The organism is Pseudomonas sp. PDM03 (assembly GCF_014852385.1).
GTDB classification, from domain to species: Bacteria; Pseudomonadota; Gammaproteobacteria; order Pseudomonadales; family Pseudomonadaceae; genus Aquipseudomonas; species Aquipseudomonas migulae.
In genome coordinates this window covers 1-5,971 of sequence record NZ_JACVBM010000039.1, presented here as the reverse complement: position 1 = coordinate 5,971, position 5,971 = coordinate 1, and the positions used below count along the sequence as shown (strand labels likewise).

Below are 5,971 nucleotides of genomic sequence, written 5' to 3'. Positions count from 1 at the left end.
CAATATCCAGGCCGAGCAAGTCCAGGATGTCCATGAGAGGTCTCCTCAAGTAAGTGAGAACCCCGGTAAGTTTAGATTTAGCGGGGTTCCCGTACTGGGCTGACCATCTCATTAGGGTGGCAGCTGTGCGCAGGTTGGCGAACCGGCACAGAGAACACCGGCAGACCCGAAAGTCTCCCGCGCACAGCCGCCATTACAGCGGCTTTGCGGGTGCGACGCCCCCTGCAACAAAGCGTAGAGCCCTCGCATGTCGCCAAACCCGAATCGCCATTTTGGGCGACGGGGCGGACTATAAGCTTCATCGGAACGGCGGGCAAGGTGAGGAGTTCCGAGGTTTGTGTAGGAATTTTTATAGCGTCCTGGGAGCGTTATGCCCCTTTCGTGGGCGACTGTTATCGGCCAAAAGCAGACGAACGCTGCCTTGGTCGTTATCCTGCTGAGGTGTTTGTCGACGAAGCTAAATTATTCGAAAAGGATCCCGCGCCATGGAAAGCAATGTCGCGTTTCAGACTTCAGCCACTATGGGATCAATCGCTAGCGCCTTCCCGCCCCCTCTGAAATTGCAGACAGATGGCGTGGGCTTGGTTATGGGCAATACCAGCTTTGCTACCCATCAGGGCATAGAGGTCAAAGTAGGTGAAGATCACTTGGTCATTCCTTACCGAATTCACCACGAAGGCAACGAACTGTCTGGTAAGGCACTGAATGGAACGCAAAGCATAATGTACTCGTGCCTTTTAACCCGGCACCACGATGGCCATGTGCGCCAGCGTCAACTTGAACGTGTCCTCCCGGTCTCCGAACCTTGGGTTGTTCCATTTGTTTTTCAGCTGACTGGCGAGTATGTAATCGAGATTCTCGACGCTTGTGAGGCCCAGTTCCGAATGCTTGACCCTATGCTTTACGGCACCTTCATTCGGGACAATCCAAAGTATTTTCAGGCCACACGAGACCGCATGATTAGCTACTGGGATTGCTATTATCGGTGGCTGTACCAGCGTAGGTCTGATTATGTCGGGTTCCGACTTTTTGACCGGTTTCAAGAATTTGCTTCGCGTTTGTGAGCACCTGATTGGCGTATTAACAGGCAGCTTTGGGTCGGTAACTGCCCTTCGCGACAGGCAGAAAACGGCCAAAAGCAGCCAGTGGCTAACGGCAGAGCTGTGAGCAACGGCAGTGTTTACATGAACTGAGTACACAAAAAATCGGACACCCTCTAACCGGGGCATGACTGTGGCCATATTCGACGGGCTCACCCGCCTGGTCTGACTTTCCGCAGGACACAAAAAAACCGCCCCCGGAGGCGGCTTTTCACTTCTATCACCCTCAGTCGAAGGTTTCTCCTCCAGCATACTCGGCGTACTTGTACACCGTAGTCTGAGTTATCTCTGCCGCGTCCGTGAGGGATAGGTTCAGTTGGTCATTGTAGGCCTTGAGTTCGGCCCAAAGCTCACTCTCGGGTAGGGACGGGAGGTTTCTGATGTGCTCAATCTCGCTACCCTGCTCATCGCCCTTCATAAGGGCATGTGGATTTCGCGCATCATCACTATCAACCAAGCAATAGCCCTTGCGATTGACGGGCTCTACCCCAGTAATCGTCTCAACAATGTTGTTGTACATAGGCTTGTGCGAGGCACCGTTGAAGTAAATCGGTGAATTACTCAGGGCGTAGAAAGTGACAAGCCAGAGGGTCAGCTTGAAGGAAAACTTTCCTGCCTGATCAGCGAAGGTCACCACGATAGGGGTGTGGTTCTGATGGCAGTAACTGATGTCATTGGGGTCAAGCGGCTCTCTGTGCTCGGTGTACTCGCCGACAGCGCTGCTAAAGCCAATGGTGAGGAATCTAGGCTTCTGAGCCACCACAGGGTCAGGCCTGGTGTAGCTGGTTACTCCAAACCCATCGGGGCTCAAGGATTGGGCGATCAGGTAATCACGAACCACCAATGGCATATTCCAAGGCGCGGCACGCCCATGTGCCAGAAACGTCATTGGTGTTTGCCCAGGAATCTCCACCAAGGCGAGCGCTGCCGCAGTTTCCTCAGGGATCGTTTCTGGAAGGCCAGCACTTGCCGCATTCCATTGACGGTAGCCCAGCAAATGGCTGAGTTTTTCTTGATGTGCAGATAGCTTGCTGCTTTGACCAAGGGCTTTGGTCGTTGAATGCAGGATTTTGGCTAGTTCAAGGACTTGCTTGCGAGATAGGGACATACGGGGCTTCCTTAGATCTGGTTTGCATCTGCTCCCCCGTTCCAGACGATTCAAAGATCGTAGGATTGACCCAATGTATGGTTTGACGCGATCCGCTGACGCGGAGAAAGGAAGGCATTCACCGTAGCGCAAGTTGCGCTGGGGAAGGGCAGGGGCTTCCGGAACCTGCTTTCAGGTTATGTCCTACCCGACGAAGATGCAACTGTGTTACTGCCCCATCGAGAAGGCCTGCTGAATAATCGGCGCAACCGTCGCCTTAGTGATACCGCGCTCCTGACAGTATTTCGAGCCAAGCCAGGCCGATACTGACTTCTGCCCTTTGCTGACGTTGCAGCCACGGCAACAGAGAGCAATGGTTTCTATGGTGATGATCGACGCGTCGTTGATGATGTGTTCGCAGCTCGGGGAGAGCTTGGCTGATTCCTTCGGGGACAAGAAGTCAGTGCCGCGGTACACGCATTTTGTATCCTTGGCCCTGACTTCCTTCTCAAGCCAGGCTGGGATGTTCCAGTTGCTTGCCACTTGGATGCCTCAGACAGTTGGAATGCTTCCAGACTAGCCGCTGACCTGAAAGGAGGGTGTGCTAATTTTTGTGTAAATCAGGCGGGTTTTAGCCGATTTCAGGCTAATGCGACAGGCTCAAAGCGGCCAATAGCTGCCTCTTGAGAGTAGGGAAAACGCCTAGCGCAATTTGGTTACGTATGGGAGCGATGGCATACTTCGCCGGCGCAACGCGTCCGCCCAAGAACTGGACCGCCTCCCATCCAAAACGCGGCTCGCTTCCGTTTGCCCCTTCGCATACTGCCGAAAAACCAGATAGGAAACCCGCTATGCCACGCACCTTTTTTTTCGCTGCGCTTATCGCTGCTACCGCGCTGCTTCAGGGCTGCGCCAGCGCCCCGTCCTTAGAAGGGCAACCGTTCTACCAGGCACCGGCCGAGGTCAGCGCAAACAGCGCAACGGTCTATTTCCTGCGGCAACCGAATACAGTCGGGGCTGGGGTGGCTGAAAATATTGAAGTGGATGGTCTGCACGTTGGGATGCTCCCTTCCGGTGGTTTCTTCACGGTCACGCTGCTGCCTGGCACGCATGCAGTACAAGCCAAACGGCAAAACTTTCTAGCTGGCGATCTGGGTGATGGCAGCTTCACAATTACTGTCGAGAAGGGCAAAACCTACTTCATCGCCAATCAAACCAGCACGGTTCCCTATCGAGACAACTGGGCTGTCACTGAGGTTAAGGATGGTTCATTCCAGCTCGAGAAGTTCTATTTCCGCTGGGCCAATGTTCCCCAAAACGATGCGGAGAAAATGCTCAAAACCACTCGGCGTGTGCCTAGTGAAAAGTTGCAGTAAAGGACAGCTACTGGCCGATTTCTGCCTGTGCTAACAGGCAGCAACCGGCCAGTAGCTGACATTCATGGTGGCTGGGGTCAACTGTTGAATCAGACGCTGATCAGGGTGGTCTTCACACCTCTTGATCCGGGTACAAACAAGGCCGCCAGTGCAACCTTGCTTATTCCTTACATCTCAACCTGTGTACCCAACTCTATTACTCGATTCAACGGCAACTTGAAGTACTTAAGGTTGCTGTTGGCGTTCTTGAGCAAAAAGGCGAACAGGCTTTCTCGCCAACGGGCCATACCGATGCGCTTGGTCGGGATCACCGTTTCCCGGCTGAGGAAATAAGTCGTGCGCATCGGACTGAAGTCCAGCTCAGTCAAGTGACATTGACTCAACGCCAAGGGGACATCGGGCTCCTCGATAAAGCCAAAGTGCAGACTGACCCGGAAGAACCCTTCGCCATAAGCCTCAACCTCAAACCGTCGATCAGCACTCACACGAGGACTGTCTTCAGACACCACAGTGAGCAATACCACTTGCTCATGCAAAACCTGGTTATGCAGCAGGTTGTGCAGCAGCGCATGCGGAACGGCTTCGGACCTGGCTGTCAGAAATACCGCCGTGCCTTGTACGCGATGGGGAGGCTGCGTACGGATGCTACTGATGAAAAGCGGTAGAGGAAGTGCAGTTTCGTCCAGCCGTTCAACTATGATCTTGCGACCCCGCTTCCAGGTGGTCATCAAAATGAACAGGCCAATACCAGCGATCACCGGGAACGCACCGCCCTGGAAGATCTTCGGTGCATTAGCCGCGAAGTACAGGCTGTCTACCAGGAGAAAGCCGAGCAGCATCGGAATGGCAAACCAGCGCGGGGTTTTCCATAGCAGCAGGACGACGGCCGAGGACAGGATGGTGGTGATCAGCATGGTTCCCGTCACCGCAACCCCATAAGCAGCAGCCAATGCACTGGACGACTCGAAACCAATTACCAGCAGCACAACACCGACCATCAACGCCCAGTTAACGGTACCGATGTAAATCTGTCCCTGCTCCTGGCTGGAGGTATGCTGGATAAACATGCGAGGGACATACCCAAGCTGGATGGCCTGGCGAGTCAGGGAAAATGCTCCGGAGATCACGGCCTGAGAAGCGATGATGGTCGCCAGTGTGGAGAGTGCGACCATCGGCAGCAATGCCCAGCCTGGTGCGAGCAAATAAAATGGATTGCGCACCGCCTCAGGGTTTTCCAGGATCAAGGCACCTTGGCCAAAATAATTGAGTACAAGTCCTGGCAATACCAAAATAAACCAAGCGCGGGCAATGGGTTTGCGACCGAAGTGCCCCATGTCTGCATACAGTGCTTCGGCGCCCGTCAACGCGAGTACCACTGCCCCAAGGATGGCCACACCGATTCCCGGATGAGCGATAAAAAAATGCGCTCCCCAGTATGGATTGAGCGCATGCAGCACTTCCGGTCGCTGGAGAATGCCATAGATCCCCAGCGCACCCAGCACGACAAACCACAGCACCATCACTGGGCCGAACAGAATTCCGATGCGAGCCGTGCCGTGTTTCTGTATCAGGAACAGCGCCACCAGCACGATCACTGACAAAGGCACGACCCAGTGTTCAATTCCATCAAACGCCAACTGTAGCCCTTCAACTGCAGAGAGCACCGAAATGGCCGGGGTGATCATGCTGTCCCCGTAAAAAAGTGCCGCACCGAAAAGGCCAAGCAATACGAGTATTTTACTCATGTACGGATAAGGAGCGGCCGCGCGGCGGGCTAAAGCCGTCAACGCCATGATGCCGCCTTCACCCTGATTGTTGGCACGCAGGATGAACAACACGTATTTGATCGAGACGACCCAAATCAGTGACCAGAAGACCAACGACAGAATACCCAGCACGCCGTCGTGGTTGGCCTGAACTCCGTAATGGCCAGAAAACACTTCTTTCAGCGTGTAGAGGGGGCTGGTGCCAATGTCCCCGTAAACCACTCCGACAGCGGCAACGAGCAAGCTCACCCCTGTCGTTTTGGATTGCGGGTTCTCATGTGCTCCGATTGCTGTTTCACTCAAGGGTCGTTTCTCTCGAATTACGGGGAGGAAGTGCATGCCATCCTTGGGCAAAACGATGTCCAGGCCACTGAAGCCTCAAGGTGCATGGACGATCTAGAAAGTCGCGGCCAGTATCTTTTAGGGGGCAAACAGTAGCCGTAAAGAAAGCGTAAAAAATTTACGGCAGATGCTCGAAACGCTTATTTTTCTTTTCCTGAAAAACCGCTAAAGGTCGATTCTGTTGAAAAAGTAGCTCCCCTATCTGGCCTGCGGCAAAATATCTGCATTGGCCAGCAGGGAAGCACGCAGCATGATGGGACAGTTATCGAGTGGGCAGGAGCGACTGTTTTACTCGTTCAA

Annotated in this window: 5 protein-coding genes; 2 read left to right on the top strand and 3 right to left on the bottom strand. The window is 53.9% G+C overall.

All coding sequences use genetic code 11. The features are described from left to right. Window positions 1-485: 485 nt before the first annotated feature. Complete coding sequence (locus IB254_RS29275) at window positions 486-1,064, top strand: hypothetical protein (protein WP_225602546.1); 579 nt, start codon at window positions 486-488, stop codon at window positions 1,062-1,064. Window positions 1,065-1,326: 262 nt separating this feature from the next. Here the strand turns inward: IB254_RS29275 and IB254_RS29270 are convergent, their stop codons facing one another. After that, on the bottom strand, window positions 1,327-2,208 hold the full coding sequence (locus IB254_RS29270) for a hypothetical protein (protein WP_192420932.1): 882 nt from the start codon (window positions 2,206-2,208) through the stop codon (window positions 1,327-1,329). A gap of 207 nt (window positions 2,209-2,415) precedes the next feature. Next, complete coding sequence (locus IB254_RS29265; RefSeq protein WP_192420930.1) at window positions 2,416-2,730, bottom strand: HNH endonuclease; 315 nt, start codon at window positions 2,728-2,730, stop codon at window positions 2,416-2,418. 308 nt (window positions 2,731-3,038) lie between these two features. Between IB254_RS29265 and IB254_RS29260 the strand changes: the two genes are divergently transcribed. Beyond that, window positions 3,039-3,563, top strand: coding sequence for a DUF2846 domain-containing protein (locus tag IB254_RS29260; RefSeq protein WP_192420928.1), 525 nt, complete (start codon window positions 3,039-3,041; stop codon window positions 3,561-3,563). Between the two features lie 167 nt (window positions 3,564-3,730). Here the strand turns inward: IB254_RS29260 and IB254_RS29255 are convergent, their stop codons facing one another. Continuing rightward, complete coding sequence (locus IB254_RS29255; protein ID WP_412548235.1) at window positions 3,731-5,668, bottom strand: potassium transporter Kup; 1,938 nt, start codon at window positions 5,666-5,668, stop codon at window positions 3,731-3,733. Window positions 5,669-5,971: the final 303 nt, after the last annotated feature.